25 protein-coding genes are annotated in these 24,889 nt (G+C 62.0%); 13 read left to right on the top strand and 12 right to left on the bottom strand.

Annotated features, from left to right (window positions below; all coding sequences use genetic code 11):
- Positions 1–71: 71 nt before the first annotated feature.
- The 5 genes from VK792_RS17880 to VK792_RS17860 all read right to left on the bottom strand — a co-directional run bounded on the left by VK792_RS17880 (position 72) and on the right by VK792_RS17860 (position 3,379).
- On the bottom strand, positions 72–740 hold the full coding sequence (locus VK792_RS17880; protein WP_326299235.1) for a hypothetical protein: 669 nt from the start codon (positions 738–740) through the stop codon (positions 72–74).
- Between the two features lie 24 nt (positions 741–764).
- Complete coding sequence (locus VK792_RS17875) at positions 765–1,613, bottom strand: SDR family oxidoreductase (protein WP_326299234.1); 849 nt, start codon at positions 1,611–1,613, stop codon at positions 765–767.
- Between the two features lie 33 nt (positions 1,614–1,646).
- A complete protein-coding gene (locus tag VK792_RS17870) occupies positions 1,647–1,844 on the bottom strand; it encodes a hypothetical protein (RefSeq protein WP_326299233.1) in 198 nt (65 codons plus the stop codon).
- Between the two features lie 26 nt (positions 1,845–1,870).
- Complete coding sequence (locus tag VK792_RS17865) at positions 1,871–2,236, bottom strand: glycine zipper family protein (protein WP_326299232.1); 366 nt, start codon at positions 2,234–2,236, stop codon at positions 1,871–1,873.
- A gap of 117 nt (positions 2,237–2,353) precedes the next feature.
- Entirely contained in the window at positions 2,354–3,379 is a 1,026-nt protein-coding gene (locus VK792_RS17860) for a helix-turn-helix domain-containing protein (RefSeq protein ID WP_326299236.1), read from the bottom strand.
- A gap of 329 nt (positions 3,380–3,708) precedes the next feature.
- Here VK792_RS17860 and VK792_RS17855 point away from each other — a divergent pair, with 329 nt between their 5' ends.
- The 3 genes from VK792_RS17855 to VK792_RS17845 all read left to right on the top strand — a co-directional run bounded on the left by VK792_RS17855 (position 3,709) and on the right by VK792_RS17845 (position 5,662).
- On the top strand, positions 3,709–4,659 hold the full coding sequence (locus tag VK792_RS17855) for a response regulator (RefSeq protein ID WP_326299231.1): 951 nt from the start codon (positions 3,709–3,711) through the stop codon (positions 4,657–4,659).
- A 43-nt stretch (positions 4,660–4,702) separates the two neighbouring features.
- A complete protein-coding gene (locus VK792_RS17850) occupies positions 4,703–5,059 on the top strand; it encodes an Hpt domain-containing protein (protein ID WP_326299230.1) in 357 nt (118 codons plus the stop codon).
- 207 nt (positions 5,060–5,266) lie between these two features.
- Positions 5,267–5,662 carry a response regulator gene (locus VK792_RS17845; RefSeq protein WP_326299229.1) on the top strand — a complete coding sequence of 132 codons (396 nt, stop codon included), beginning with the start codon at positions 5,267–5,269 and terminating at the stop codon, positions 5,660–5,662.
- Between the two features lie 25 nt (positions 5,663–5,687).
- Here the strand turns inward: VK792_RS17845 and VK792_RS17840 are convergent, their stop codons facing one another.
- Positions 5,688–7,607, bottom strand: a complete 1,920-nt coding sequence (locus VK792_RS17840; RefSeq protein WP_326299228.1) for a sensor histidine kinase — start codon at positions 7,605–7,607, stop codon at positions 5,688–5,690.
- Positions 7,608–7,935: 328 nt separating this feature from the next.
- On the opposite strand from VK792_RS17840, the gene VK792_RS17835 reads away from it, so the two are divergent.
- The 3 genes from VK792_RS17835 to VK792_RS17825 all read left to right on the top strand — a co-directional run bounded on the left by VK792_RS17835 (position 7,936) and on the right by VK792_RS17825 (position 11,068).
- Positions 7,936–9,516: a peroxidase family protein gene (locus VK792_RS17835; RefSeq protein WP_326299227.1), complete on the top strand. Its 1,581-nt coding sequence runs from the start codon at positions 7,936–7,938 to the stop codon at positions 9,514–9,516.
- 74 nt (positions 9,517–9,590) lie between these two features.
- Positions 9,591–10,139: a hypothetical protein gene (locus VK792_RS17830; protein ID WP_326299226.1), complete on the top strand. Its 549-nt coding sequence runs from the start codon at positions 9,591–9,593 to the stop codon at positions 10,137–10,139.
- Positions 10,136–11,068: a trypsin-like peptidase domain-containing protein gene (locus tag VK792_RS17825; RefSeq protein WP_326299225.1), complete on the top strand. Its 933-nt coding sequence runs from the start codon at positions 10,136–10,138 to the stop codon at positions 11,066–11,068. The genes VK792_RS17830 and VK792_RS17825 overlap by 4 nt, the downstream gene beginning before the upstream one ends.
- On the opposite strand, the gene VK792_RS17820 is transcribed toward VK792_RS17825, so the two are convergent.
- The 5 genes from VK792_RS17820 to VK792_RS17800 form a co-directional block, all read right to left on the bottom strand.
- Positions 11,065–12,111, bottom strand: coding sequence for a hypothetical protein (locus tag VK792_RS17820; RefSeq protein WP_326299224.1), 1,047 nt, complete (start codon positions 12,109–12,111; stop codon positions 11,065–11,067). The genes VK792_RS17825 and VK792_RS17820 overlap by 4 nt on opposite strands.
- Before the next feature lies 1 nt (position 12,112).
- Positions 12,113–12,994, bottom strand: a complete 882-nt coding sequence (locus VK792_RS17815; protein ID WP_326299223.1) for a phosphatase PAP2 family protein — start codon at positions 12,992–12,994, stop codon at positions 12,113–12,115.
- A gap of 69 nt (positions 12,995–13,063) precedes the next feature.
- On the bottom strand, positions 13,064–15,034 hold the full coding sequence (locus VK792_RS17810) for a BTAD domain-containing putative transcriptional regulator (RefSeq protein WP_326299222.1): 1,971 nt from the start codon (positions 15,032–15,034) through the stop codon (positions 13,064–13,066).
- Between the two features lie 172 nt (positions 15,035–15,206).
- Positions 15,207–16,304, bottom strand: coding sequence for a Gfo/Idh/MocA family protein (locus tag VK792_RS17805; protein WP_326299221.1), 1,098 nt, complete (start codon positions 16,302–16,304; stop codon positions 15,207–15,209).
- A 2-nt stretch (positions 16,305–16,306) separates the two neighbouring features.
- Positions 16,307–17,011: a GntR family transcriptional regulator gene (locus VK792_RS17800; protein WP_326299220.1), complete on the bottom strand. Its 705-nt coding sequence runs from the start codon at positions 17,009–17,011 to the stop codon at positions 16,307–16,309.
- An 85-nt stretch (positions 17,012–17,096) separates the two neighbouring features.
- On the opposite strand from VK792_RS17800, the gene VK792_RS17795 reads away from it, so the two are divergent.
- Genes VK792_RS17795 through VK792_RS17770 form a run of 6 tightly spaced genes read left to right on the top strand, consistent with a single transcriptional unit; the run spans position 17,097 to position 22,857 of the window.
- Complete coding sequence (locus tag VK792_RS17795) at positions 17,097–18,254, top strand: LLM class flavin-dependent oxidoreductase (protein WP_326299219.1); 1,158 nt, start codon at positions 17,097–17,099, stop codon at positions 18,252–18,254.
- Positions 18,254–19,135, top strand: a complete 882-nt coding sequence (locus VK792_RS17790) for an aldo/keto reductase (protein ID WP_326299218.1) — start codon at positions 18,254–18,256, stop codon at positions 19,133–19,135. The genes VK792_RS17795 and VK792_RS17790 overlap by 1 nt, the downstream gene beginning before the upstream one ends.
- A 23-nt stretch (positions 19,136–19,158) precedes the next feature.
- Positions 19,159–19,650, top strand: coding sequence for a flavin reductase family protein (locus VK792_RS17785; RefSeq protein ID WP_326299217.1), 492 nt, complete (start codon positions 19,159–19,161; stop codon positions 19,648–19,650).
- Between the two features lie 23 nt (positions 19,651–19,673).
- Entirely contained in the window at positions 19,674–20,267 is a 594-nt protein-coding gene (locus tag VK792_RS17780) for a TRAP transporter small permease (protein ID WP_326299216.1), read from the top strand.
- A 4-nt stretch (positions 20,268–20,271) separates the two neighbouring features.
- Positions 20,272–21,765 (top strand): TRAP transporter large permease, encoded by a 1,494-nt coding sequence (locus tag VK792_RS17775; RefSeq protein WP_326299215.1) that lies wholly within the window; start codon positions 20,272–20,274, stop codon positions 21,763–21,765.
- Between the two features lie 27 nt (positions 21,766–21,792).
- Positions 21,793–22,857 carry a TRAP transporter substrate-binding protein gene (locus tag VK792_RS17770; protein WP_326299214.1) on the top strand — a complete coding sequence of 355 codons (1,065 nt, stop codon included), beginning with the start codon at positions 21,793–21,795 and terminating at the stop codon, positions 22,855–22,857.
- A 38-nt stretch (positions 22,858–22,895) separates the two neighbouring features.
- Here VK792_RS17770 and VK792_RS17765 read toward each other — a convergent pair whose 3' ends face one another.
- Complete coding sequence (locus VK792_RS17765; RefSeq protein WP_326299213.1) at positions 22,896–23,381, bottom strand: tetratricopeptide repeat protein; 486 nt, start codon at positions 23,379–23,381, stop codon at positions 22,896–22,898.
- Here VK792_RS17765 and VK792_RS17760 point away from each other — a divergent pair.
- Positions 23,364–24,680, top strand: a complete 1,317-nt coding sequence (locus VK792_RS17760; protein WP_326299212.1) for a cytochrome-c peroxidase — start codon at positions 23,364–23,366, stop codon at positions 24,678–24,680. The two genes, VK792_RS17765 and VK792_RS17760, sit on opposite strands and share 18 nt — an antisense overlap.
- The last annotated feature ends 209 nt before the right edge of the window (positions 24,681–24,889 follow it).

The following is a 24,889-nucleotide window of genomic DNA, read 5'->3' as shown; positions in this document are numbered from 1 at the left end:
CATCAGCATGACTCGCACGGCCAGCACCAAATGGGAATCCCAATTCGGACTCGTTTGTCGCGATCAATCCACTAGACCTGCGCCGGGGGCGTTGCCCGCAACAGCGTAAGGCCCACGCCCCCGAACCAAAGCAACGTTCCCAGGCCAAAAACCACGCCGGCACTTTGCCCGAGCGGCGGGACCACGGTAACCATTCCGGCGCCCCCGGCCAGGACACCCAGCACGACAAGCCACCCGGGCAGGGTGGCAGCGCGGCGTTCGGCCAGGCTGATGGTCAAAAGCCACGCGCCGCCCGCGATTTCGTTCCCGCCGCCAAGGCCCAGTTCGACCGCGTGCAGGATGGACCACATCTGCACGGCAAGCTCTGGCGTCTCGGCAAACAGGCTGACCACCCGTTCGACCGCGACATTGGCAACCATCCCTGCGCCCAGCACCAGACCTGCCCAGATCAGCCCAAGCGCCTGCGCCATCGCGGCAAGGCCAGACTGGTGCCCGCGCAGTCGCAGCGACAGCCCGACCACAAGCACAACAAGGGCCAGTGCGTTGACGATATAGATCAACGTGTTCCAGGCGATCATCTCAAGCGGATGCGCATGAACAAAGGCGGTCACGGCCTGCGCATCGATCTGTTCGCTGCCAAAACCAAGTGGCGCCAGCACGGTAAGCAGCACCGCAAACCCGATCACGTAGGTCGCGGCGCAAATCAGCGCGGCACCCGCCGCAGCATGTGAAAAAGACATCAGAAAACTCCGGTTTCCATGGGATCAGTCGTGTCGCGCCAGCGTGGCAAAATGATCGGACAGCCGGTGGTTGCCGCGCGGCGCGCCCACCATGTCCAGCGCCATCGCGCTCAGAAAGAACTGGGCCGGGCCGTGAATGCGCCTTGGGGTCAACCATGGCAACAGCCGCAACGCCAGGCGGCGCACCCCATCCGGCAGGTAGGTGATCCGGGCGGGCCGGTTGAGCGCGGCAAAGGCCAGTTCGGCAATCTGTGCATGGGTGAACACCTCTGGCCCACCAACATCCAGCCATTCTATGCCAGCAGTGGTCGCATCGGCCGTTGCAACAGCAAGATCGGCCCCGTGGATCGGGTTGATCGACCTGTCGCCCGCGCCGAACAGCCACGCCCGACCGGACTGCGCCATCGCAAGGAAATCGCCCATGTCAGAGAAATATCCTGTCGGCGCAATCACCGTGGCCGCAACCGGTGACGCCCGCAGCAGATCGACGAAGTCGGCCTTGGCCGCGACCAATGGCACGTGACGCATCTGGTCTGCGTTCAGCACATGCACATAGGCAAAGCGCGCGACCCCGGCGCGCTCTGCCTCTCTCAGCAGGTTCAGGTTGGCCTGAAAGTCGACGTCGCGATACGTCAGCGCCGTGATCTGCCGGGTGATCCCAAGTGCCGAAACGACCAGATCGACACCGTCCATGACCCCGACAAGATCGGCGGGCTCGGTGGCTTCGGCCTCGATCAGCGTGTCGGCAGCCAGCGTGCCCGCCCGCGCCCTGTCCCGCACCAGTGCGGTGACGTGCCAGCCGCGCCGCTGGTATTCCGCACACAGGTGACGGCCAAGATAGCCGGTGGCCCCGGCAATGAATACGGTCTGCATCGGTGTTCCTTTCCTCACCCTGCGCACAATCGGTCAACTTCCTTGGCGAAATGCCAAACCATGCGGCGAGAACGTGGACGGGCGCAGGCGTGTCTGAACCGGCGGCATCCCCATGTCCCGGCGCAGCCGGTCGGTAGCGGGCAGGTTGCGGGGCCCGAACCCGCGCTGCCCCGTCAGCAGACGGTGCAGCGCGGCAAAGCGGGATCGGGATCGGATGGTCTTGTCGGGCATCGTATCACCTGTCTTTGGCATCGCGGTTAGCCCACCACGTGGTGGCCGCGTCCGCGCAGGCATTCGATCACGATCGCCTGACGGCGCTCTGCGCTGTTGGCAATGCCTGCCACGCCCCCGGCCAAGGCCCCTGCGACCGCCCCGCCCAGTGCCGTTCCATCGTCATCCGCGGCCCCCAGCAAGGCCCCTGCCCCGGCCCCCAATACGGCCGCCCCGGCTGTTTCCTGGTCAAACTGTCGCTGGTCGCGGGCCAGCGCCCGGCACTCGGCCAGATCGGCCTGATAGGCCGCGGTGGGCGCGCCGTCGAGGATCGGGGTATAGTTTGCACCGGTGTCCGCACAGGCTGCCAGCAGCGAAACCGTTCCCAGCAGTCCGAAAAATTGTGGTTTCATCGTCATGTCCTTTTGCAACGTCATCTGTTGCAGGCGACATAAGGCGGTGCGGCCGCGACCGGCATGACCGCAGGTTTCACTGTCTTGACCGCTGGTAACAAAATAGACCGCAGGCCCTCAGGCTGTCCCGTTTCGATAAGCCGACGGGCTTTGCCCGGTCCAGCGCCGAAACGCGCGCACGAAAGACGAGGCTTCGGAAAACCCCAAAAGATAGGCTGTTTCGTTCACCGACACCTTGCGCGCCGTCAAGTAATCGCAGGCCATCCGGTGGCGCAAGTCATCGTGGATCTGGGCAAAGGTTACCCCTTCGTCCTTCAACCGCCGATACAGTGTCTGGCGGCTCATCCCAAGATCGCGCGCGATCTTGTCCATCGACAACGATCCCTGGTGCAGATCGGGCAACATCTGCGCCTCGATCCGGTCGCGAATCGTGTCCGAGCGTTTCAGCTTGGACAGAAGCGCATCGGCATGCCGGGTGAACACTCCGAAGGCATAGGCGTTGCCGGGTTCGAATTCGGTATGCTCCGTCAGCCAGACAGGGTCGATCCGCAGCGCGTTGCGCGATGCGTTGAACCTGACCGGAATGCGGAAGAGGTCCGGATATTCCGCCACATGCGGCGGCGGCGGATAGGTCACCTCCATCTCCAGCGCAAAGACCTGATCGGGAAATGAGCGGCGAAATTCACTGATGAACCGGGCAAAAGACGCTTCTAGTCCGATGTATTCCGGCCCCTGGACCGGCAAGTGATCGACGATCCAGACCTCGCCCCTGTCTTGCAGAAGCTCGAACCGGTCGCGCCCGGCCAACGCGTCGCTTTCCGCCATCAGGTGCAAATAGCGGTTCAACTGTTCGATGGAATGCGGCAGCGACGCCGATGAATGCACGATCTGGCCCACCACCGACATCATTTCCAACCGCGAGTTCAGCGTATGCCGCAACAGGATCGCGGTATCGCCGGTGGCGTTTGTCGCCGCCGCGATCAACGCCTGATAGGCCGCGACGGGCACCCGGTTGTCCTGATCCGCCAGATCGTGATCGCCAAGGCCGCATGCCGCCAGCAAGGCCCCGCGCGGGGCACCCTGTTCAACGGCATAGTCAAGAAACGCGGCCACGAAACCGGCCGCCATCATCGGTTGAGACATGGTCACCTGTGCGCTGGGGCGTCGCACGGACCCTAGACCAAGGGCGCGCCAAGGCGAAGCCCCTTTTCCCGCACAGGTGGCAGGTTGCACCGCACCCAAGGGGTTTGCGTGCGGCGCATGCAGGGCACCCCCCCTACAAAACCAAGACGCGAATCAAACTCTGGTGCACAACCAACACCGCTGACGCAAGATTCAGCCAAACCAACAGGTATTTCGCACTCAACCCTAAGATTCTCTTAATAACCCCAGATTGTCTGGAAAAATGTCCCGTTCCTGCCTCAATTCGCCTCTAACGAGTAGTTGACGGCCCTCTTTACCGGAGCACAGGCATGAAGTTTCTGGCAGTTGACGACGAACCGTTGATCCTTGACGTTCTCAAGTCAACGCTTGCGGAATCGGGCTATTCCGATGTGATATTGGCGGAAACCGCGGCCGACGCCCTGCGGATCGCCAAGGCAGAGCACATCGACTGTTTTATCATCGACATCCAGATGCCGGTGATGACGGGGGTGGATTTGACCGCCGCGCTGCGCGCGATCGACGCCTATGCCAAGACCCCGATCCTGATGAACACCAGCCTGTCGGAGCGCCATCACGTCGACCAGGCCTTTGCCGCGGGAGCGACGGACTACATCACCAAACCGCTTGATCGGATCGAATTCGCGACCAGGTTGCGCAACGTCAGACGGATGATCTCTGACAACAGCATGGCCGAAGCCCTGAAGCAGAAATCAAACGGTGTGTTTCGCAAGGCGTTTCGCCTTTCGCGCGAATTTCCAGAGATCGACCACATGCTGGAGTTTCCGGTTTTTGAAAACTATATCAAAACCTTGTCGCGCAAGAACCTGTTGGCCAACAGCCTGTTGTCGATCCAGGTCGAAAACGCCGCAAAGCTGTATACAGAGACAACGATCAAGGTCTACGACACCGTTCTGGCGGATATCGCGAGCGCGATTTCCGGCGCGTTGAGTCCCGCGAAGGGGCTGTTCACGCATACCGGCGGCGGTGACTTTGTCGTCGTTCTGGACCGCCTGTCCAAGGTCGATCCCGAAAGCTTTCTGTGCAAGGTCCGGCTGGCGATGTCGGTGCTTGAGATGGACTATAACATGGACGGGATCCCGGTTCCCCGGATCCTGCTGGGCAAACAGATCGTTCCGTCTTTCTTCTCGTCGACGAAACCCGCATTGCTGCTGGAACGGGTGATGGACAAATCCACCCCGCGCGCCACGCCGGTTGTGCTGCCCAGCGACCAAAGCCTGAGGGCGATCATGTTTTCCTGAGTTCAGACCCCGGGGGGGGCGTTGTTTCGGTAAAGGTGCTGTCATGAATGAGACAAAGGTTGATGCCCGGTTTTCCCCAGGCATGGAACGTATCCGGCTTGCGTTCATCGAGAAACTCGCAGGGCATGCCCTGACATTCGTCAGGTTGTGTCGCGAAATCGAGGCCGGCCAGGCCCCGCGGGACGCCCTGCGGGAGATGCAGTTGCTGGCCCATCGCATGTATGGCGTAGCCGGCAGCGTCGGCCTGCCCGAAGTTGGCGAAACGCTTCGCCAGATAGAAACAAAGGTGCAATTCGGCCTGCGCCGGAACCATGACACCCAGAAAATCCTGCGGACCGTTCGTCCGCATGTCGTGAATCTTGGCCGGATCACACAGGCGTATCGGTATGGCCCGCGCTGACGCGCATCTGAATGGTCTGGCGCCCGAAGCGCGGCCCCCACGACATCGCGGGGCATTCCGCCACAAGAGAAACGCAGTGTTTGCCGAAACGGCATTGCACCCTATAGTGGATTAAGGAAGTCTTAATTCCTGTAAAAAGTGCTCTTTCGAACTACATCCTCTTTCACTGTGGCCACCACGCCGGGTGGTCTTCGGGTGGAGACCGCAATGTCGAACCAAGCACCGGTTGTCCTGCATGTCGATGACGACGAAGACATCCGCGAAATCGTCAACTTGTCGCTGGAAACCATCGGTGGCCTGAAAGTCGCGCAATGCGTGTCCGGCTCTGATGCGCTGAGCAAGGTGGCCGAAATCCAACCTGACCTGTTCCTGCTGGACGTGATGATGCCGGAAATGAGCGGGATCGAAACCCTGTCACGTCTGCGCAAGATCCCCGGGTTCGAAAAGACACCCGCCATCTTCATGACCGCAAAGGCGCGGGCAGACCAATCTGCGGCGCTGTGGGACGCGGGGGCGGCGGGTGTGATCACCAAACCGTTCGATCCGACATCGTTGCCGGAACAGATCGTCGATATCTTTGCAAAGGCGCGGGCCGCATCCTGAACGCCGCCCGCCGGTCTTGTACACCTCAGCCCCGCGCCGGGCCGTCAGTTGCCAGGGGCAGTTCGAACCAGAACGCGCTGCCTTCGTTCGGAGCGCTGGAAAAACCAACCGATCCGCCATGGCTTTCCACGATCATCCGCGTGATCGCAAGCCCCAGCCCGGTGCCGCCATAGCGCCGGGTGTCGTCTGCTTCGATCTGAACGAATTTCTCGAACAGCTTGTCATGGTTTTTCTGGGCGATGCCGATGCCGTGGTCCGTGACCGTGACCCGAACGGTTCCGGACTCGGACGTGTCGAGCGCAATATCCACCACGTCCCCGCTGCCTGAAAACTTCGCCGCGTTTGACAGCAGGTTTGCCATCACCTGCATCAAGCGATTGCTGTCGCCGATGACAAAGGCGGGCTGATCAGTCGGGATCCAGTTGAACCTGACCTCGTGCAACTGGCCATAGCTGTCATTGGCTTCCACCGCGTCGGTGACCGTCTGGCGCAGATCAACCTTGTCCTGACGAAAGATCATCTTGCCGCTGTCGAGCTTTTCCAGGTCCAGCAGGTCATCAATCAGGCCCTGCAGACGCCCGGCGTTTTTCAGCGCGATGGCGCACATCTTGCTGGCTTTTTCCGGTACCGGCCCGGCCACGCCCTGTTTCAGCAGTTCCAGCGACCCACGGATCGATGTCAGCGGCGTTCGCAGCTCGTGGCTGATGGTGGCGACGAACTGCGATTTCACCGCGTTCGCGTGCTGCGCTTCGACCAACAGCGCCGCGCGCTCTTCCGACAGCTCTTTTTCGTGCTTCAGGCTTTCCGTCAACTGGTTGGTTTTCTTGTCGATATCTGACGCCATCGTGTCGAACGCCCGCGCCAGCTTGCCAATTTCACGCGGTGTATAGCGCGGAAGCTCTCCGACGCGCGTCGCGTAGTCCCCTTCCGAGATCCGACGGGCCGAAGTCACGACCGACAGGATCGGCGCGGTCAGCAGCCGCGAGAACCAGATCGCCATCAGCGCCGCCAGTCCCACCACGATGCAAGAAATGTAAAGCGCCGTGCGCTGCACTTCTTCTGCGCGCAGTTCCAGTTCCCGTACCGGCTGCGGAACCATTACCCCCCAGCCGGTTTCCGGAACGAACGTATATCCCGCAATCATGTCCGCCTTGAGCGGCGGGGAATAGAACTGCATCACGCCTGTCTTGCCGGCGAGCATCGCTTGTACCACCGGCAGTTTCGAGGCGTCCTTGTTAGTGCGCTGCCATTCGGCGTTGGGATGGGCGACCACTTTACCGGTTTGGTCGACGATCATCGAATGGCCCAGTTCGCCGAAGGAAATGGATTTCTGCAACGCCATCACATAGCGGGGGCTCCACGGGGCAAAGGCCATCTGCCCGTTGTCGAAGACCTCTGCGATAAAGAAATGCGGTTTGCCGTCGTGAGAGATGATATCAGAGATGACGGGTTTGCCCGGCGATGCCGAGGCCAGGCCGCGCAGCTTTGCAATGATCTCGGGCGCGGGCATGCCCTGGTTGTGCTTGTTGTGCCCCTCCACTTGCGACACCAGCGTATCGTCGGCGTCCAGCAGCGTGACGTGACACAGATCGTATTGCTTCAGCAGTTCCGGGAAACCTGCAAGATCCGTGTGTTGCAGCGAATCCGCCACGACAAAGCTGAACAGGGCCAAAGCGTCAGAGGTATATCTTGACAGGGCCGATGACAGGTTGCGCGCAATGATCAGATGGTTTTCGTCAACCCGCTGAAGTTCATGGATATACGAACTGCGTTCGACCCACTTGTAGAACAGCGCGACCGGGATCGAAGCCACCACCAGCATCATGATCAGCGTCATGAACCGCAGTGTGCGGGCGCAATTTGAAACGCAAAATCCGGTGAGCCTGCGGTGCCACGCAAAGCCGATCTTGGCGTCGCGTGTTGGATCAAGGTGAACGTCTGTCATCTGCCTCTCCCTGCCGGTGGGGGCGACCCCATGCCGTCTCTGGCCGTCCATCTGTCGCTTGCTTCGGTCGATAGGCACGCGAACTCTGCCGGCAGCTTTGCAACCCATTCGGGTTTTCTTGTGACGTCAAAGCGGGCTTTTTATGCTGCGTGACCGGGAATGCCGCCGCGCGAAACAACCCTTCGCTGCAGGCTCGACAGTGGCGGTCCCCCGGTTCCCCCATCGTCTGGCGCAAAGACCTGTTTGCGCGGCCGTTGACTGGCACCTGACGCCGTCTTGACGCGGGACATGGACCCTTGTCCGCACAAGTTTCGCAAAGGGGGAAGCCATGGAAACCGCAACTGCAACCCACGGGGTCAAGACCAACATCGACATTCAGGGCGAAGGCCGGGCAAACGACACGCCGCCGGGGTTTCGCTTTGGCCGGATGTTCGCGCCTGCCAAGGCCCCGCCGATGATCTTGAAGCAATCGACCAGCGTCCGACTGGGCCAGCACATGACCTCTCGGTCCGAGGCGGAAAGGACCGACACCGATGTGCCGGCTGGCTATACCTACCTGGGTCAGTTCATCGACCACGACATCACGCGCGATGTCACCGAACCATCGCAAGAGGGCGACGAGGCCGCGACCGATGCAATCGAGGCCACCACTGACGAGGCGCTCTTGCAGGGGCGGTCCCCCAGTCTTGATCTCGATAGTGTCTATGGCACCCTGACCGGCGCAAAGCCGGAGTTCATGAACGGGTTTCGCTTCATTGTCGGGCCAACAAGCGGTTCTCCGGGGGCCGGTGCCTCGGGCAAGAGCATTCTGGCGGACTTGCCGCGCCGCAACCAGAAGGCACAGATCGGCGACGACCGGAACGACGAAAACCTGGCCGTCGCGCAAACCCACCTGATGTTCTTGCAGTTCCACAACGCCGTTGCCGACACCCTGGCCGAGGCCAACCCCGGCTCTGCGCCGTCGACGATCGTCACCGCCGCACGCGACCTAGTGACCCGGCACTATCAGCATATCGTGCTGCACGACTACTTGCCGCGTATCCTTGATGCGGGGGTCTATGACGACATCATCGTGAAGGGCAATCGCAAGGTTCTGGCCCAGGGCCCGGGAGAAACCGCGTTCATGCCGCTGGAATTTTCCGTGGCGGGCTATCGGCTGGGGCACAGCCAGGTACGTGAAGAGTATGAATGGAACGTGAATTTCAGCACCGGCGGCGCGGTGGTGCCTCGCCCGGCCCGGTTCGACCAGATTTTCCGCTTTTCCGGCGGGTCCGGCGATTTCGCGGGCCTGCCGACACTGCCCACCAACTGGGTCGCGGATTTCCGGCGGCTTTATGACTTGTCCGGCCGGGCCTTTCCGAACCTCGCCGGATCGGTCGAAGGACCGCTGAACATGACCAAGGCGCTTGACCCGTATATCGCGCCGGCTCTTGGCATTTTGCCCGGGATGCCTGTGGGATTGAACAATCTGGCGATGCTGAACCTGCGGCGCGGGGGGATGCGCGGACTGCCGTCAGGGCAGGATGTGTCGCGCGCCCTGCCTTCGGTCCGAATGCTGACCAAGACCCAGATGCAAAGCGTTCTGGATCCGGCTTTCCGCCAGACGATGGAAAGCCTGATGCTGTACGAGCGCACACCGCTGTGGCTTTACATCCTGATCGAGGCTGCGGTGGTCAACGACGGCAGACGGCTGGGGCCGCTGGGGTCGACGATCGTGGCGGATACCTTCCTGACTCTGGTTCTGACCTCAAGAACCTCGATCCTTGCCCCGGGCGCCCACTGGACACCCGATCAGGCACAAGCCGCGCTTGGCACGGCGGCTCCGATTGCGACGGTTGCGGATTTGCTGACCTGGACCGATCTGCGGGTCCCGGTCGTGGATGCAATTCAGGACGCGCGCAACGCCTGATCCCCCGGCGCGCCGTGCCGATCCTCCCTTCGGGTGCGGCGCGCCTTCTGAATTGCAGGAAAGGAACCCTTATCATGATCTCGCGAATGTTCCTGGGTCTTGGCCTTGCCGCCTGTCTATCCGGATGCGCCTATGTGACCAGTGTGCCGGTGACGGCGGACAACGCCGATGCGCGCGGGCTGGTGCATTACGAAGTGATGCCCGTACTGGTCGTTTCGGGCGGGCAGGCGAACATCGAATACCTGCCCGACCGCAACAAGAAACGGGTGCTGCAATTCGGGGCGTTTCTGGCCAAGAACGACATGAAAATCACCCTGCGCGAAGACGGCACGCTGGCGACGGTCAACAGCAACATGGATGCGACCGCGTCGGTCGGGGGCCTGTTCGAGATCGCCAACAAGATCGTCGAAGCGGCTTTGCCGTCTGCCCCCGCCGCAGCGGGCAGCGTCGACGGGGCGGGAGATGTGCGCATCTTCGCCTTTGTCTTCGACGATGATGGCGCTCTTGTTGGCCTGCGAGAACTGAAGCACATCGCGCTTGGCAAGGTGGTCTCGCAAACGAACACCGCGCCGCTGCCGGTCCAGCCCGGGCCGGACGTCACCAGTTCCACGAACCAGTCATGAGGATCGCCGAAGCCCGTGCCCGGACCATCCTGGTTCGAAAGGCGCTTGCCGATCATCCCGATGTGACCGCGGTGGGTGTGGGTGAAAAATACACTGGCGGTCAGTGCCAGAAGTACTTTGCCGCGCGCATCATGGTGGAACGGAAGGGCGCACCGCATGGCGCGCCTTTGCCGCCAGTCTTCCACACGTCCGCCGGACCGATTCCGACCGACATCGTCGAGGCCTCGGCCCAGGCCTTTGCCACAATCAATTCGGTTCTGGACGGCGCGGATATTGTGATCGAGGGCACCAAGCGGCGCAGCGGCACGCTGGCCTTTGTCACCGTCACCCCGCATGGCGCCTTCGGCATAACCAATGCGCATGTGGTTACCGCCCCCAACGGCGATGCGCGGGGGCGGTCGGTGTTTGTCGATATCGCAGGAAAACGGACACAGATCGGTTCCGTCGCGGGGCATTCGCCCTATCGCGACGACATTATCAACCGTCATGACGTTGCGCTGATCCGACTGGATCCGGGCGGCAAGGCGCTGGCCCTGCCGTTCACCATAGAAGCCTTCGCGGGCCAACGCATCCGGACGATCGGTCGGCTGAGCGCTGCGCCGCAAGCTGCGTCGCGGTTTCGCTATACCTATGCATCCAAGGCCAAGGGGGCGCTTCGGCGGGTCGAACTGTCACAGGTGACGGAATTGACGCAGGGCATCCTGATCAAGGACCGCCCAAGCGGGCGCACGCTGCACTTTAGCCGGGTGTTTCAGCTCTCTGTTTTGTCTGGGGCGGTCCGGCCCGGGCATTCGGGCGCAGCGCTGGTGCGGGCCCTGACCCCGACCGACCTTGTGGCGGTCGGGATCCTGTTCGCGGGTGACGGCAATATTGCCTTTGCCTTGTCTTGGTCCGATATCGAAGGCGCGCTTGCCACATTCGGGGCCTAACCGGGCACCGAATCGGCGCCCGGGGCGTGGAACAGGTATTCCCAGCAATACCGGTCCACGTCCGCTGCCGAGATCACGCCGTACCCCTGCAAGGGTGCGGCCGTTGGCGTCGGCACCTTGCCCGCATCGCGGGCAAAACGATGCCGCCCAAGTGAATTTCTGAACACGAACCAACCAGGATTGGCGGGTTGGGCGGGCGTCGCGCCGGTATCCGGGATGAACCCGACGATGCAGACCGCGTGCCCCCCGATCGGTTGCAAACCGACAACCTCTTCATCGTGGGGATAGCTGACCTGCCCGGTCAGAAACGGTGTTGTCCCCAACCAAGCCCCCCGCCCCGGCCCGTTCAGAACGGCAAAGGCCGCCGCGACAGCGCTGTCGTGCCCAAGGGCGTCTATCAGGATGTCGGATACAGTGCGTTCGGCCAGCGGGGTTCTCCACGCCCGCAGGGTGCCGATGACCTCGCCGTTTTCGGAATCGACGATGTTGTGAACAAGCGCCGAGCGCGGCTTGCGGCCCAACGCGTCCGCGACGGCCCCCTGCCCCGGCTTGACCCGCGCGTTGACCATCGCCCGCCTGTCGTAGGGGGCCGCCGTTTCCAGGCAGATGCCATCCCTTTCCAACGCGTTCTGGGCTTGTTTCAGAAAGGTCGCGCCTGCCTGGGTCAGAGCATCAACTTCGGCGTCGTCGAGGTGGATGCCCGCTCCGGCGAAACTGTCCTCTCGCGATTTGTAGTACAGGAACTCTTCGGAAAAGTCCGGCACGACAGGTTTGCCACCATGGGTGGCCTGCCACAGCTCTGCCATGGCCGTGACCGCAAAAGCGGTGCAGGTTGCCCTGCGCCCCTGGTCACGGACCGGCCAACCAGTCAGTTCTGGCGACAGCGCTTCTGACAATTGCCGCTCGATTGCTTTGACAAAAACACGTTCGCCACGCCGCCCGACAAAGTCGGCACGCTCTGCCCGCTGGCCCAGCGCGACCCCCAGGGCAGAGGTCCAGTTGCCCGGTACCGCCGCGCCTGTTGAAAGAGTGCGGTTGGACATCTCACGCAGTCCCGCGCTCGACGGTCAGTTCGTCTACGGCGGCGTCAACCAGCGTTTTCACAAGCCCGTCAGCAAGCAACTGGGTGGTCAGCCCGTTCGCGATTTCCCGCCCGCCTTCGGTGTCCGTGCAAAAATGGATCCCCACGTATTCGCGGTTCAGCGCGATCCGGTCCGCAAGCTCTGAAAGATAGCGTTCGGCAGCTGGGTGCCCGGCCCCCTTCACCACCTCGATCAAGACCTGCGCAACCGTATGCGCCTGAACGGAATGATTGCTGGGAAAGGACGGATGCGGCGGGGTTGGCAGCGCCGGAAACATGCCGGGCCAGACTTGCGCGGGACGGGCCCGCCTGAACTCGAGCTTCCATGCCATTCCGACGACGCCCGCCGCGGCATAAACCAGCGAAATCAAGCGCATCGTGTTCGTGTGGTCGCGCGGATTCAACGACAAGAGGGCATGGAAGTAGTGCTTGAAATCGCCCGATTGGTCGGCGGCCTCTGCGCCGAAGGACGCAAGGTTTGCATCCCGCGCGTTCAGGGCGCGTTCAAGGTCGACCTCGACGGCCTTGCTTTCCATGATCGCCTTCAGCGTCGCGTGATCGGGATTGTTCGGAGAGGTGTCGGGCAGCACATTGATCAACAGTCCCGGCAGTTTCGGCAGAACCCAGAGATCGGGATGGATCTCGGTTTCCTTGAACGGGCCGGCTTCAATCGGGTGCAGAACCCCCGGTCCAAGATAGATCGGCATCGACACCGGCAACGCGATGCCCCCGGCTGGCGCCATGGCAAGCCCGCTGTTGCCATGAGAATTGCCGTGGGAATTCCCATGCGAGTTGCCGTGAGAATTGCCATGCGAGTTGCCATGGCTGCCTGGTAGAATGAACACGTCCTGTCTCCCTTTGATCGGTCTTGTCCGATTGTTGAACCAGAGCGGCGTCAATCCGGCGTCAAATGCTCAGGCGGCGATCCCGGCAGCCAGCAGACGCGATACGTAGACATCCTGCGTTTCCGCATCGCGAAACCCCATGCGGTCGCGGACCCGGTTCAATGAATATCGCGGTTCGACCTGGCCATGATGGATGGCCAGGTCGGCCGCCTCGGCGGTGCGGCCGGCCGCCTGAAGCGCCGCAATCGTGACGCGCAGATTCGACCCATAGTTCGGCGCCTTGGAAAAACAGGCCAACCCCAGCCGGGCAGCAGCTTCGTGGTCATGATTGGCGTAGTGGGCCAACGACACGAAATGTTCGTTGCGAAACTGGAACGGGTCGAACGGTGACAGGCGCAATGCCTCGGTGCCGTTTTGCAGCGCGCGGGTGGCCTGACCGCTGTGCGCCAGCGTAGGCACCGTCCAGATCAGCGTTTCCGAATCCGACGGTGCCATCTGTTGGGCTTCGTCCATCAGCGCCAGCGCGCCGTCGAAATCGCGTTCCAGCGCAATCTTGTAGTGCCCCCATTGCGCCATCGCGCGACCATCGCCGGGGGAATGCTGCAACGCGCGACGGGCATGATCGATCAGCCGTTCGCTGTCGTCGCGACTTTGGCGCGACCAACCCTGCCAAAGGTTGATCGCATACCATTCGGCAGAAAGCGCAAAGGCCGGGGCAAAGCTTGCGCCCGTTCCCAGAGCCTGATCCAGCAACCCGCGCGCCCTGGCAAAGTCCACCGGGCTGAGGCGAAACATCAGGTCCTTTGCCTGCAAGACAAGATGATGTGGTTCCAGCGCATCGGGGGGGATCGCGCGGGCGCGGTCCAGCTCGGCAAGGTTCAGCGACGGCTCGATCGCGCGGGCAATGTCCTGCGCCAGGGCAAGACTTTGCGTCAAAGCCTCTGATCGCGACAAGGTCAGATTCTTGGCCCAGTAGACCCGGCCATTGGCCCCATCACACAGTTGCACCGACAACACCTGGGCTGCCCCGCTGCCGCTGATCGACCCTGTCACCACATAGCGCGCATCCAGTTGCCGCCCGACCTCGGTCGGGTTTATGGCCTGCCCCAGAAACTGGCGTGTGCTGTTCGAGGAAATCACCGCGGGCGAGCGGTAGGCCGCCATCACGCAGGTGATCTGATCCAGCATGCCCAGAATCATGTAGTCGGGAATATCCGGCGCCCCCAACCGTTCAAACGGCAAGACCGCCACAAGTGTCAGGGGCCGCGCCGATCCCGGCGCTGGCGTGGCGGAGGCAAGCACCGCGTCCTCTGCCGGGGTCTGCAACTTTATCCGGATGGCAAGTTCTTGGGTTTCGACCGAAGGCTCGACCGCCAGTTCGAGTTCGATGCGCTCGTAAAAACCGTGATAGACGCGCAAGGCGGCGGCGTTGTCGTTCAGATCGGCCAAAGCCTTCATTTGCGCACGCACCGCGACTTCATACAGCGCATCCAATTCCAGTACCGCGCGGGCCAACCGAAGCTGCGCCTCGGCGGAAACGGCCGGGTCTTGAAGCCGCACGGAAGCGGCGTCGAAAACAAGATCGGTCAGGCGTGCCCGGGTGTCTTGCAACCAGTCATCAAGCGCAGGCCCGATCCCGTCAAACGCCCGCAGCAGACCGGCCATGCCACGCAAGGCGGTTTCCACATGTGCCCCGCTGTGAGATGCGCGCAGATCGCGGGCCAGATCGGCCACGTCGGTTGTTGCCCGCGCACGGGACATGGACACAAGCTCTCCGTCCGACTTGATAAGGTCCGCGCCAAGGGCCTTGCGCAAATCCGTAAGCGCCTGCCGAAGCGAGGCGCGCGCCTTGCGCAGATCGACCGCGGGCCAGAAAAGCTCGGCCAGATCATCGCGATGCGAAGGACGCCCGTCCAAAAGCGTAAGATAGGTCAACAGGGCCCGGCGCTTCTGACCCCTCAGGTCGATCTGCACCGGGCCAATCTCTGCTTTCCAATCCGAAAGCAGGAACAGCTCCAGCGTGTCACAAACCAGAGCCAAAGATGCACCCGATACCCAGTTCCCTCGCGTCAGGGTAGCGAATTTGCTGCGGCTTTCAATTTCTATATGCCGAAATGACGTTGACCCCGCGGACCGCCGCCGCCAGCGGCCCGCGGGGGCTTTCCCGATGCGCAGCGTGCCCGCGCCCGATGGGGCACGACGCGGTCGGCGATCAGTGCGACGTCAGATCGACCGTCTGCCCGGTTGTCGCCGAAAGCTGTGCAGCCAGCCCCATTTCAACCGCCTTGCGACCGCATTCCAACGTGACTTCCGGCACACCGCTCTGCCGCACGACTTCGACGAATTTCTGGTGCTGGTAAAGCGTGGAGCCGTTGTGATCGCCCGCAGCCAGTGCCGTGGCATCGACCGGTACGTCGATCGTGACCGGGCCGGGCGGGTTACGCGGAGACACGATGACCTGCGGCACCGGGGCCGCCCCCAGGTGTTCGGGCCAAAACCGCCCCGGCCCCGGGACTTTCGCCTCGATCTTGCCCTTGGGGCCAACCGCCGTGATTTCCTCCTGATAGCGCGAGCCTTCGGCATACATGCAAAGCTCAAGCATCGCGCGGGTGCCGTTCTCGAACTCGACGATGACAAAACCCGCATCCCAGATATCAGGCGTTTCACCGTTATAGACTTCGTCCAGGTGGTTCACGTCCTGCCCCGCCGACGCCATCACGCGGACCGGTTCTGACTGCATCAGCAAGCGCATGAGATCGAAGAAATGGCAGCATTTCTCGACAAAAGTGCCGCCGGTATTGCGGTTGAAACGGTTCCAGTCCCCAACCTTCGGCAGAAACGGAAACCGGTGCTCGCGGATCGTCAGCATGGTGATGCCGCCGGTGGCGTCTTTTGCCTCGTCGATCAGCTTCTGGATCGGTGGCATATAGCGATACTCCATCGCCACCCAGACCGGCGCGGGATAGCTGGCCTCCAGCTGACGCAGTCGGTCGACCTGTTCGGACGATGTGAACAACGGCTTTTCGATCAACAGTGGCAGCGGCCGGGTTCTGGCGATTTCCTCGAAAAGGTCGACATGCAGGTGATTGGGTGCGGCCACCAGCAGGCAATCCAATGTCTCAATCGCCAGGAGCGCCGCAACCGAGGAAACAATTTCTGCGTCGGGCGCAATGGCCAAAGAGCGTTGGGCTTGCTCTGCGTCGGGTTCATAGATCGCAGCGACCCGGGTTTCGGGCAAAAGCGCGATATTGCGCAGATGTTCCTGACCCATCATGCCGCATCCAATGATGCCATAGTTGATCGTGCGCATATTTACCTCATTCGTGCGACGTAACGGACGACCGAAGGGTCGAACCAAGTGCGAGAAAATTCGGCCACTTCGCCATCGGCGGTCCGGCCCCAGCGTTCGACGAATCCACAGGGCTGTCCTGCTGCAATCGCGAATTGATCCACCCGCCAAGCGGGGACCAGATCGATGCTGACCCTGTCCTCGGCAGAGGTAATCAGAAGGTCCAGGCGGGTGCTGTAAAACAGGTAGAGCGATTCCGAGATATCGTCGCGATCCACCTTTTCGGCCCAGACCCCGTCGAGCCAGATTTCCTCGAGCGCGGCAGGTTGGCCAGACAGACGGCGCAGTCGCCGGATGCGATGGCCGTCACGCGATGTCCCGAAAGCCGGCAGCTCGGCCGGTTTTTCCAGCCGCGCGATGTCCAGGTACTCCGCGGTCGGCAGCCCGCCGCCGTCGACCAGTTCCAGCCTGAAGAAAGCATAGATGCCCGCCGGATCCGGCCGATGCCGGACATAGTTCCCTGACCCCTGCACCCTGCGCAACATGCCCTTATCCGCAAGGTCGTCCAGCGCCTTGCGCAAGGTGCCGACGGAAATTCCCAGCTCTGCCGCGAACTGGCGTTCCGGCGGCAGCTTGGCCCCGTCGGCCAGACGCCCGGCAGCGATTTCCCGGATCAGCATCTCGGAAATCTGGGCATACTTGGGCAGTGCGGCAGACGGGCTTGGCATATGGTCGACTCAAATTGATACACTATTGATCTACATCAAAGCGAATGCTACGCAAGTATGAATCGCACTGAGGGAGGAGATTCGTATGACTGTCGTGCCGGTGACATCCGCCGATCTTGACGCAGCCGAGGTCAGCTGGTTTTCCGCCCTTTGTTCAGACGATTACGAATTTCTGGGGGTCCCGGATGGTAGCCTGAGATCCAGCTGGGAACACTGCCGGGACATTGTGCTGGAGGCCGAAAACCAGGGGTTTCGCAACATCCTGTGCCCGTCATCCTATCAGGTCGGGCAAGATACGCTGAGCTTCGTCGCCGGATGCGCACCGCTGACGGACAAGATCAACATGCTGGCCGCCGTGCGCTGCGGCGAGGTGCAACCGGTCATGCTGGCGCGCACCATTGCCACGCTGGATCACATGCTCAAGGGGCGGCTGACGGTCAATATCATCTCGTCCGACTTCCCTGGCGAAGTCGCCGACAGTGCGTACCGCTATAAGCGGTCGCGCGAGGTGGTGCAGATCCTGCGGCAGGCCTGGACCCAAGACGAAATCAATCACGACGGCGAAGTCTACAGCTTCAAGGGCGTGCCGACGGCCCCCGCGAAGCCCTATCAGCAAAACGGCGGCCCGCTGATGTATTTCGGGGGCTATTCGCCCGCCGCTTTGGATCTGTGCGGCGAATATTGCGACGTCTACCTGATGTGGCCCGAACCCAAGGACCACATCGCCCAGCGGATGCGCGATGCGAACGCCGCGGCAGAGCGGTTCGGTCGTACGCTGGACTATGGCCTGCGCGTCCACATGATCGTGCGCGACACAGAGGCCGAGGCCAAGGAATACGCCGAACATCTGGTCAGCAAGCTGGATGACGAATACGGCAAGTTGATCCGCGACCGGGCACACGACTCCATCAGCCTTGGGGTTTCGCACCAGTCGCGGGCGCGCGAACTGGCGGACAAGTTCGGGTATATCGAACCGCACCTTTGGACCGGCGTCGGCCGGGCGCGGTCGGGCTGCGGCGCGGCGCTGGTCGGCTCGACCGATCAGGTGCTGAGCGAGATCGAGGCCTATCAGAAGATGGGCATCCGGGCCTTCATCTTCTCGGGCTATCCCCACATCGATGAATGCCAGCATTTTGGCAGCAAGGTTCTGTCACAACTCAAGACCTGCTCTTTGCCGCAGGAATATGGCAGGGTCCCGGCAGAAACGCCGCCCACCCCCCTTGGTGTCGGAGAACGCGTGTGATGGAAAGAGTTTCGCTTCCCGGTGGCATCGAATTCAGCCGGATCGTCTATGGCATGTGGCGTGTGGGCGACGATGCCGACACCTCGCCCGACCATATCCGCGCCAAGATCGACGCCTGTCTTGAACAGGGCATCACCACGATCGACCAGGCCGACATCTATGGCGGCTACATCGCCGAGGCGCTGCTGGGCAGCTGCCTGAAGGCGCACAAGGGCCTGCGCGACCAGCTGGAGATCGTCACCAAATGCGACATCGTTGCGCCGGTCGGGCGTTATGCCGATGCGCGGGTGAAATACTACGACACGTCGGCGGCCCATATCCGCGCGTCGATCGACGCCTCGCTGCGCGACATGGGCATCGACCATATCGACCTGCTGCTGATTCACCGGCCCGATCCGCTGATGGACCACCATGAAACCGGCGCGGCGCTGGATGCGGCTGTGGCGAGCGGCAAGGTGCGCGCGGTGGGCGTGTCCAACTTCCGCCCGTGGGACTGGAAACTGCTGCAATCGGCGATGACCACACCCTTGGCCACCAACCAGATCGAGTTGAGCCTGGGTGAACATTCGGCCTTTACCAACGGCGACCTGGCGCATCTTCAGCAAACTGCGGTCTCGCCCATGGCTTGGTCGCCGCTGGGCGGCGGAGCGTTGATGTCGGCAGACCGCCCGGTGCTGGACCGGATCGCAGCGGAAAACGGCGTTGACCGTGCCGCCGTGGCCGTCGCATGGCTTCTGGCGCACCCGGCGCGCATCTTGCCGGTCATGGGCACGAACACGTTGTCCCGCATCCGCACCTTCAGCGACGCCTTCAAGGTCTCCATGGACCGCCAGACGTGGTTCGAGCTTTACACCGAAGCACTGGGCCGAGAGGTGGCGTGATGCCAGACGGTGGAGGGGAGCACATGCAGTTCACACCCGGTCAGGACACGGCGCAGCAGTTTCGCGCGGCGCTGGGGCGGTTCGCCACCGGCGTGACTGTCGTGACCTGCCTGTCCAAGGACGGGCCGCTGGGCATTACCGCGAACAGCTTTGCGTCGGTTTCGCTGGATCCGCCGCTGGTGCTTTGGTCGCCCGCGCGCACGTCGCGCAGGTTCGAAGCCTTTGCAGGGGCAGAGCATTTTTCGATCCACATCCTGGCAGACGACCAAGGGCATATCGGCCACGGCTTTGCCCGCAAAGGTCACGCCTTTCATGACGGCGACTGGAGCGAGACCGACATGGGCGTGCCGGTTCTGGACACTTGCCTGGCACGGTTCGATTGCCAGAAATTTGCGATCCATGATGCGGGAGATCATGCGATCATCGTCGGGCGCGTCATCCAGGCGATGGCGCGGCAGGGCAACCCGTTGGTTTTTGCCAAGGGCGTATATGGAGGGTTCACAAACAAGGACTAGGCGTTGATCTGTCAAAGGGAGGAATGACAACCATGCCGCTTTTGGGGCTATTGAAGCCCTTTCAAATCTGGAACGATACCGTTCTTCAGCTTGGCCGCTGGCTGTCGATTGCAGCCATCACACTCATGGTGCTGGCCATCCTGGTGCAGGTCTTTTTCCGCTATGTCCTGAACAACGCCCTGCCGTGGCCGGACGAGGCCGCGCGCTTCATGATGCTTTGGATGACCGGGCTGATGGCCCCGATGGCCTATCGCCGGGGCGGTTTCGTCGCCATCGACATGCTGGTCGAGGCGCTGCCGTCCAAGATCGGCGCAGCGCTGTCGTTCTGCCTGCTGCTGATATCTGGCGCCGTGCTGGCCTTCGCCGCCAAGATCGGATGGGGTGAATTCACCGGCTTTGGCGGACGCTTCGCCACCGCCTCTCTCTATGTTCCGACCGCGCTGGATTTCAGCCAATGGTTCCGGGTGCCGCGCAGCTGGATGATGGCTTCGCTGTTTGTCGGCGTCGTCTTGCTGCTGATCGTGAATATTGAACTTATCCTGCGCAGCCTGATCACCATGACAGGCGGCGGAGCGGCGCTGAAGCCGCTGGTCGACGAAGACCTGACGGTGGAGTGACGCGATGCTGATCTGGTTTCTTCCGACCTTCCTGTTTTTCCTGATGATCGGGCTGCCGGTGTTCTTCGGCCTGCTGGCAGCGCCTGGCATCTTGCTGTGGATGAACGGGCAGGAACGCGACATCACGTTGCTTTACCGCAACGTTTACAACGGGATGGACAGTTTTCCGCTGATGGCAATCCCGTTCTTCATGCTGGCCGGCGAACTGATGAACCGCGGCGGCATCACCGAACGCCTGGTCGAATTCAGCCAAGCGCTGATGGGCCACCTGCGGGGCGGGTTGGCGCATGTGAACATCCTGTCCTCGATGCTTTTCGCGGGTCTTTCGGGCTCTGCTGTCGCCGACACCTCGGCGCTGGGGTCGATGCTGATCCCGGCGATGGAACGGCAGGGGTATACGCGCCGTTTTTCCGCCGCCGTGACCGCGGCCTCCTCCGTGATCGGGCCGATCATCCCGCCCTCGGGGATCATGATCATCTATGCCTATGTCATGGGCGAAAGCGTTGCGGCGCTGTTTCTGGCCGGGATCGTTCCCGGTGTCCTGGTGGGCGTTGGCCTGATGCTGGTCGTCAAGCTGATGGCCAACCGCTATGACCTGCCCAAGGCCGAACGCATCGTGAAAAAGGGGATCGTGCTTAGCGCGCGGGAATACTGGGCGTCCTTCGTTTTGCTGCGCCTGAACCTGGGCTGGGTGATTTTCGCGGTGTTTCGCGGCACCACCGGCATCGGCTCGGGCGACGCGGCGTCCGGATTGGCAATCTGGGGCAGTTTCGCGGTCAGCGTCCTTGCCGCCCATGTTCTGCTGTTTGGCATGAGAGGGCGGATCGAGCCCGATTTCCGCATGGTGACCAAGCGTGCGGTCGTGCCGCTGCAAACGCCGATCCTGATCCTGGGCGGCATTCTGCTGGGGGTTTTCACCCCGACCGAGGCCGCCGCCGTCGCGGTGTTCTATGCCCTGGTCGTCGCGTTCTTCGTGCTTCGGACCATGAAGCTGAAGGACCTGCCAGAGGTGCTGAGCCGCGCGGCGATGACTTCGGCTGTCGTACTGCTGCTGGTCGGGGCCGCGATGGCGTTCAAAACCGTGGTCGCCCTGTCCTATGCGCCACAGATCCTGGCCGATCACATTCTGTCGCTGTCGCAGAACCCGCTGGTCTTGCTGTTTCTGATCAACGTGTTGCTGTTCATCGTCGGCATGTTTCTGGACGCCGGTCCCGCGATCATCATCCTTGGCCCGATCCTTGGCCCGATTTTTGTCGAGATGGGCGTTCACCCGGTGCATTTCGCGATCATCATGTCGGTCAACCTGACGGTCGGGCTTGCAACCCCCCCGATGGGACTGGTGCTGTTCGTGGCGTCGTCTGTTTCGGGCGAAAAAGTTCAGACCATCGCAAAGGCGATCCTGCCGTTCCTCGCCGTCGAGGTGTTGGTGATCTTCCTGATCACCTATGTCCCGGCAATTTCCTTGACGATCCCGCATCTGATGGGATTCATCGAATAAAAACCAGTGTTTGAAAGGGAGACAAACATGCTCAAGACACTAACCAAGTCGCTGATCGCGGCGACGATCCTGGCCGGATCGGCAATGGCCGTGCAGGCCGCCGATTTCACCATCAGGGCCACGGCCAATTCGAACGAAAACGACGAGGATTATGACGGTCTGGTCGTGTTCAAGAATTATGTCGAGCAAGCATCGAACGGCGCAATCGCAGTCGAGATGTTCATCGGCACGCAACTGTGTTCCAACGGTGCGGAATGCCTTCAGGGTGTGGCCGACGGCAATATCGACGTCTACATTTCGACTTCGGGCGGGGCATCGGGCATTTTTCCCTTCGTCCAGGTTCTGGACCTGCCCTATCTGATGGCGGATGACCGGGTGGCCGAAGCGGTGCTGCAAAACGGCACCGAGTTCATGGACACGATGAAGGCGATGACGCTGGAAAACTCTGGCGGGGCCATTCGCCTGATGACCGTGGGCAACACCGGCGGCTGGCGCAACTTTGCCAACACCAAGCGCCGCGTGGCCGAGCCGTCTGATCTGGCCGGCCTGAAAATCCGTACCGTCGTGGCGGACCTGCCGCAGGAACTGGTCAAGGCCCTTGGGGCCTCTCCGACCCCGATCCCATGGCCGGAACTGTTCACCTCGTTCCAGACCGGCGTCGTCGAAGGATCGAAGAACGGCATCACCGACATCATGGGCATGAAGTTCCCCGACGCTGGCCTGCAATATGTCACGCTGGACGGCCATGCCTACATGGGCGCGCTGTGGTTCATGAACAATGAAAAATACAGCGCCATGCCCAACGATCTGAAACGCGTTGTGCTGGACGGTTTCTATGCGCTGCAACAGGCCACCTTTGCCTCACCCAAGCGCAAGTCGATCCAGGCCTACCAGGACTTCCAGGCCGGCGGTGGCGACCTCTATGTGCCGACCCCGGAACAGAAGGCGGCCTTCAAGGCGGCGGCTGACCCGGTTTATGGCTGGTTCAAAAGCAACGTGGCCGGCGGCGAACAGATTTTCGACGCCCTGACCTCTTCTGTTGCCAAGGCCGAGGCCGCCATCGACGCGTCCCGCGCAGGCGACCTGAACTAAGCAGCAACGGCGGGGCGGCCCCAGCCGCCCCGCAAGCCTTACCGAAATGGGTACATCCAGGGCTTGTAGTCGTTGATCAGAACCTTGGCGCGGGCGATCTCGTCCCGCGTCATCTTTTTCTGGACCTCTTCCAGAGACAGCACCGCATCCGGATCGCCGCCGATGGTCGACAACCCGTACCACAGGTAGGCCCGCACCAGATCAGGCGCGGGCATACCGATGCCCAGTTCGTAATACCAGCCGATCCCCGACTGCGCGCCTGGGTGCCCTTTCATCGAGGCCCGCAAGTACCATTCGAAGGCGCGCTCCGGGTCTTTTTCGACGCCCAGTCCAAGCGCGTACATCACGCCGATCAACTCTTCTGCGTCGGCATTGCCCGATCGGGCGGCAGGCATCAGCGCCGCGCGTGCCTCGGCGAACTTTCCGGCCTCCATCAGATCGCGGGCCTGTTCGATTTCGGCCACGGCCGGGGTTGAAAACATCAGCACCATAACGATGATCATCGCATGTTTCGCCAGCTTCATATCCTTGCCCTCCTGATCGGCCTGCCCGCCTTTGCCGCGGACTTGCCACGGCCATTGACGTATGATGACTTTATCGCCTTCGATGCCGAAAAGGCCAAGCTCGGACAACTGTTGTTTTACGACAAGATCCTGTCGGGAAACCGCAATATCTCTTGTGGCACCTGCCACCACCACGATTTCGCAGGGGGCGACGGGCTGAGCCTTGGGATCGGCGAAGGCGGCACCGGCATCGGGCCCAAACGGCGCACCGAAGGTCCGGACGACCGGATTCGCAAACGGATTCCGCGCAACGCCCCTGCGCTTTGGAATCTTGGGGCGAAGGACATCAAGGTGCTGTTCCATGACGGGCGTCTGGAAACCTCGGACCTGTACGGAAACGGGTTCAATTCGCCTGCCGAAGAATGGTTGCCGCAGGGGCTGGAAACCATCCTGGCGGCGCAGGCGCTGTTTCCCGTGACCGCAAGGTTCGAAATGGCCGGCGACCCCGAGGAAAACGAGGTCTCGGGCGCGGTGAACGACCGGATCGACAACGCCTGGCCGATCCTTGCCAAACGTGTGCGGATCATTCCCGAATACGGCGCGATGTTCGTGGCGGCCTTCGATCACATCGACAGCCCCGAACAGGTGACCATCGTCGAGATCGCCAACGCGCTGGCCGCGTTCATCGGGACAGAGTGGCGCAACCACGACAGCCCGTTCGATGCCTATCTCGCGGGGGATACCGCCGCGCTCACCTCGCAAGAAAAACAAGGGATGATGGTGTTTTACGGCAAAGGCAATTGCGCCGCCTGCCATTCCGGGCCGCTGCTGTCCGACCACGACTTCCACGCGCTCGCCCTGCCCCAGTTCGGCCCCGGAAAGATCCGTCGATTTGACCTTCAGCCGCGCGATGTGGGCCGCATGGGCGAAAGTGACGACCTCGCGGATGCCTACCGGTTCCGGACGCCGATGCTGCGCAATGTCGCGCTGACCGCCCCCTATGGCCACAATGGCGCCTACCCGACGCTGGACGGCATCGTGCGGCACCATGCCGATCCCCTTGCCGCGCTGACCGCGTGGGATCCTGCCCTTGCAGACTTGCCCAAGGCGGATTGGCTGGCACCCGTGGATTTCATCGTGATGCAGGACAGTCGCGAGATGCAGCGCCTGTCACAGACCACGGATATCACACGCCTTCCCCTATCCGAGCGGGATGTGGCTGACCTGGTATCCTTCCTAAAAGCACTGACCGGCCAGACAGCCACCAAACGCCCGCTCGGCCGCCCTGCGACGGTTCCTTCGGGCTTGCCTGTCGATTGAGCCATCCTTGCTGACCGCACCCCCAACCCGACCACCAAGACGATGACTTTCATAACTTTAATCTGGAGATACCTGGACACCGAGAGGCCCTCAGCCTGTCGCCCCGGGGCGTTCGCAACAGCCTGCGAACCCGTTCTAGTGGATTGATCGCGACAAACGAGTCCGAATTGGGATTCCCATTTGGTGCTGGCCGTGCGAGTCATGCTGAT

Origin of the sequence: Mesobacterium hydrothermale (assembly GCF_035818635.1) — a bacterium.
Classification (GTDB): Bacteria; Pseudomonadota; Alphaproteobacteria; order Rhodobacterales; family Rhodobacteraceae; genus Mesobacterium_A; species Mesobacterium_A hydrothermale.
Note: the sequence above shows the minus strand (reverse complement) of the source record. Positions and strands in the feature narration are given on the sequence as shown.

What these genes read in the sequence shown, in the direction of transcription:
- VK792_RS17870 (WP_326299233.1), bottom strand. Translation starts at nt 1,844, where the DNA reads ATGCCCGACAAGACCATCCGATCCCGATCCCGCTTTGCCGCGCTGCAC.
- VK792_RS17880 (WP_326299235.1), bottom strand. Translation starts at nt 740, where the DNA reads ATGTCTTTTTCACATGCTGCGGCGGGTGCCGCGCTGATTTGCGCCGCG.
- VK792_RS17825 (WP_326299225.1), top strand. Translation starts at nt 10,136, where the DNA reads ATGAGGATCGCCGAAGCCCGTGCCCGGACCATCCTGGTTCGAAAGGCG.
- VK792_RS17845 (WP_326299229.1), top strand. Translation starts at nt 5,267, where the DNA reads ATGTCGAACCAAGCACCGGTTGTCCTGCATGTCGATGACGACGAAGAC.
- VK792_RS17805 (WP_326299221.1), bottom strand. Translation starts at nt 16,304, where the DNA reads ATGCGCACGATCAACTATGGCATCATTGGATGCGGCATGATGGGTCAG.
- VK792_RS17875 (WP_326299234.1), bottom strand. Translation starts at nt 1,613, where the DNA reads ATGCAGACCGTATTCATTGCCGGGGCCACCGGCTATCTTGGCCGTCAC.
- VK792_RS17850 (WP_326299230.1), top strand. Translation starts at nt 4,703, where the DNA reads ATGAATGAGACAAAGGTTGATGCCCGGTTTTCCCCAGGCATGGAACGT.
- VK792_RS17790 (WP_326299218.1), top strand. Translation starts at nt 18,254, where the DNA reads ATGGAAAGAGTTTCGCTTCCCGGTGGCATCGAATTCAGCCGGATCGTC.
- VK792_RS17770 (WP_326299214.1), top strand. Translation starts at nt 21,793, where the DNA reads ATGCTCAAGACACTAACCAAGTCGCTGATCGCGGCGACGATCCTGGCC.
- VK792_RS17785 (WP_326299217.1), top strand. Translation starts at nt 19,159, where the DNA reads ATGCAGTTCACACCCGGTCAGGACACGGCGCAGCAGTTTCGCGCGGCG.
- VK792_RS17765 (WP_326299213.1), bottom strand. Translation starts at nt 23,381, where the DNA reads ATGAAGCTGGCGAAACATGCGATGATCATCGTTATGGTGCTGATGTTT.
- VK792_RS17780 (WP_326299216.1), top strand. Translation starts at nt 19,674, where the DNA reads ATGACAACCATGCCGCTTTTGGGGCTATTGAAGCCCTTTCAAATCTGG.
- VK792_RS17795 (WP_326299219.1), top strand. Translation starts at nt 17,097, where the DNA reads ATGACTGTCGTGCCGGTGACATCCGCCGATCTTGACGCAGCCGAGGTC.
- VK792_RS17840 (WP_326299228.1), bottom strand. Translation starts at nt 7,607, where the DNA reads ATGACAGACGTTCACCTTGATCCAACACGCGACGCCAAGATCGGCTTT.
- VK792_RS17860 (WP_326299236.1), bottom strand. Translation starts at nt 3,379, where the DNA reads ATGTCTCAACCGATGATGGCGGCCGGTTTCGTGGCCGCGTTTCTTGAC.
- VK792_RS17855 (WP_326299231.1), top strand. Translation starts at nt 3,709, where the DNA reads ATGAAGTTTCTGGCAGTTGACGACGAACCGTTGATCCTTGACGTTCTC.
- VK792_RS17830 (WP_326299226.1), top strand. Translation starts at nt 9,591, where the DNA reads ATGATCTCGCGAATGTTCCTGGGTCTTGGCCTTGCCGCCTGTCTATCC.
- VK792_RS17820 (WP_326299224.1), bottom strand. Translation starts at nt 12,111, where the DNA reads ATGTCCAACCGCACTCTTTCAACAGGCGCGGCGGTACCGGGCAACTGG.
- VK792_RS17865 (WP_326299232.1), bottom strand. Translation starts at nt 2,236, where the DNA reads ATGAAACCACAATTTTTCGGACTGCTGGGAACGGTTTCGCTGCTGGCA.
- VK792_RS17835 (WP_326299227.1), top strand. Translation starts at nt 7,936, where the DNA reads ATGGAAACCGCAACTGCAACCCACGGGGTCAAGACCAACATCGACATT.
- VK792_RS17760 (WP_326299212.1), top strand. Translation starts at nt 23,364, where the DNA reads ATGTTTCGCCAGCTTCATATCCTTGCCCTCCTGATCGGCCTGCCCGCC.
- VK792_RS17775 (WP_326299215.1), top strand. Translation starts at nt 20,272, where the DNA reads ATGCTGATCTGGTTTCTTCCGACCTTCCTGTTTTTCCTGATGATCGGG.
- VK792_RS17800 (WP_326299220.1), bottom strand. Translation starts at nt 17,011, where the DNA reads ATGCCAAGCCCGTCTGCCGCACTGCCCAAGTATGCCCAGATTTCCGAG.